This is a genomic window from Ruegeria alba, from assembly GCF_022321465.1.
In the GTDB taxonomy this organism is placed as follows: domain Bacteria; phylum Pseudomonadota; class Alphaproteobacteria; order Rhodobacterales; family Rhodobacteraceae; genus Ruegeria_B; species Ruegeria_B alba.
Map to the genome: position 1 here is coordinate 1 of NZ_JAKOEM010000061.1, position 2,084 is coordinate 2,084.

Genomic DNA, 2,084 nt, shown 5'->3' on the forward strand with positions numbered 1-2,084 from the left:
AAAGCCGACGTCACCGGATTTTGCCCTCCGCCCAGTTCACCACAATCAACCCCGGTACGCAATCGAGCGCCCGCTCGACTTGGCGTTCGAGATCCAGTGGGTTTGGCAGTCAGATTGTTGTTAGAAGTCCAACCCTGCCATTGTGTCGATGTTTCTTTCATCCGGCCGACGAACTACGATCCTCATCGAGGCAGATTACAGGAGAAGACGATGCGCAAAGCCATTTTCGTCGCAATTGCAGCGGTTTTTATCGGAACTCTCCTGAGTTCCAACCCTGCAACGGCCGGGTCGCTCGGACGCTTCGAGGTTTCCGGCGTCGAAGGAGATGACATGCTCAAGATGCGTGCAGGCCCAGGAACCGGGTACCGCGTGATCCTTGGTCTGCCGAACGGTACCGTGCTGCGCGTCCACACATGCGAGCAAACCGGAGGCACGCGCTGGTGCCGCGTGTCCCTGGAGCAAGCACGTGGGCTCCAGGGGTATGTATCCTGGGCATACCTCCGGAAACTGTGACCGAAAGCCTCCGGCTCACCTTCGCGCAAGACAAGCAGGCCGTTGGCCGGAACGCGCTTGAATAGCAGTGACAGCTGTGCACAGAGCTTGGCGTGAATGGTTGCGCGGAAGGTGGGCATCGAAGGGTTTGTTTGCTTTTTGATGGAATTCGCAGAACAGTCTTCAGACCGGCGGTTTTGGCGAACAAGGGAGCAAGCCATGGATCAGCAACGTATCGACCCGGGTTGGGCTTGGGCAAAGGCGCTCAATATTTCCGCCGGCGTCAAAGTCGGCGACACGATCTATCTCTCTGGGACGGTCGCTTTCGACAAAGATGGCAACGTTGTCGGAGAGGGTGACGTCTACGCTCAGGCCAAACAGATCTTCAAGAATATCGAAGAAGCGCTCATCAGTGCCGGTTCCTCCATGGTTGATGTGGTCAAGATCACCACGTTTCTTACCGACATGGCTGGTTACCGGGACTTTGGCCGAGCTCGAACAGAGGCATTCCCAAAAGGCGTTCCAGCCAGTGCGGCCTATGCTACGACTGCACTGATCAAGCCAGAACTCCTGGTCGAGGTAGAGGCAATTGCAATCGTTGGCAGTGGCAGCTGAAAGACTGACCCTTTGGGTCCGGCAATTTGGTCTTCTGGTCTCTGGGCTGGTTTGAGCTTCCGCCAATTAAAACCGATCTTTCACCCACCTCGCCACAATCAATCCCGGCACGCTGTCGAGCGCCCGCTCGGCATCCCGCCCGAGATCCAGCCGCTTCGGCAGCCTGACCTGAGGCACCAGCAGGAAAATCGGCACCGTCGCGCGCCCACGGCCCGTCTTCGACCGTGATGCCACGCCAAGACCCCGGCTGTTCAGCCGTCCTTCGGCGACGAGCAGGCTCGGCCCCCGGCGCCGATAGACAAACCGCAACCTTAGCCCGCGCCGCTGTTCCCATTCGCCCGGCGTGATCCGCCCACCGCGCAGGGATTTGCCTGCGGCGGGCAGCGGGATCGCGAGCCAAAACCCGTCCTTCGAACGGATCAGCGGCCCGGTGTCATGAGCGCTGACAATGACTGGCGCCTTCGACCAGACCAGCGCCGCGGCGTTGAGGCTCTCACCCGCCTTGGGGAACGTCTGGCTTCGGATCGAGTTGGCGAGCCGTCCCCCGAGCCCTGCTTGCGCGATCTGACCGCGCCAGGCGGTCTTGAGCCCGGTGCCCGCCTCGCGCATGGCCGAGGTCACAGCCCTTTCGCCGGCCTTCACCTCGGCCGCCATCATCGTGACGATGTCAGGATCAATGTCGAGCTTCAGCTTCATGCGGGCCGCAGATCCAGGGTCCAGATCAGCCGCTCGCGATCCCGGATTGGTTCGCCCTGGATCACATGGCTGTCGGCGCCGATGACGATCAGATCGCCCGGACGCGGGGTCGGCAGGTCGGCAGCCCGGACGTCCACCATCGTCGTGTCGCTGACCAAGCGCCCCGCGCCAAAGTCGGTAATGCGGTCCGGGGCGCGGACAATCACCCGGATCGGACGTTCTTCTGAGGTGGTGGCCGAGATCCAGAGCGCCGGGGCCGCCATGGAGGCATTGGCGAAGAT

At 61.4% G+C, this 2,084-nt stretch carries 4 protein-coding genes; 2 read left to right on the top strand and 2 right to left on the bottom strand.

Features of this window, described 5'->3' with window-relative positions; translation table 11 throughout:
- The first annotated feature begins 210 nt into the window (after window positions 1-210).
- Window positions 211-513, top strand: coding sequence for an SH3 domain-containing protein (locus tag MB818_RS21805; RefSeq protein WP_164128622.1), 303 nt, complete (start codon window positions 211-213; stop codon window positions 511-513).
- 198 nt (window positions 514-711) lie between these two features.
- Window positions 712-1,107, top strand: coding sequence for a RidA family protein (locus MB818_RS21810; protein WP_164128621.1), 396 nt, complete (start codon window positions 712-714; stop codon window positions 1,105-1,107).
- 66 nt (window positions 1,108-1,173) lie between these two features.
- On the opposite strand, the gene MB818_RS21815 is transcribed toward MB818_RS21810, so the two are convergent.
- Window positions 1,174-1,803, bottom strand: a complete 630-nt coding sequence (locus MB818_RS21815) for a DUF6441 family protein (RefSeq protein WP_238906534.1) — start codon at window positions 1,801-1,803, stop codon at window positions 1,174-1,176.
- On the bottom strand, window positions 1,800-2,084 hold a 285-nt coding region (locus MB818_RS21820), incomplete at its 5' end, for a head-tail joining protein (protein ID WP_238906536.1). The genes MB818_RS21815 and MB818_RS21820, both read right to left, overlap by 4 nt.

What these genes read in the sequence shown, in the direction of transcription:
- MB818_RS21815 (WP_238906534.1), bottom strand. Translation starts at nt 1,803, where the DNA reads ATGAAGCTGAAGCTCGACATTGATCCTGACATCGTCACGATGATGGCG.
- MB818_RS21810 (WP_164128621.1), top strand. Translation starts at nt 712, where the DNA reads ATGGATCAGCAACGTATCGACCCGGGTTGGGCTTGGGCAAAGGCGCTC.
- MB818_RS21805 (WP_164128622.1), top strand. Translation starts at nt 211, where the DNA reads ATGCGCAAAGCCATTTTCGTCGCAATTGCAGCGGTTTTTATCGGAACT.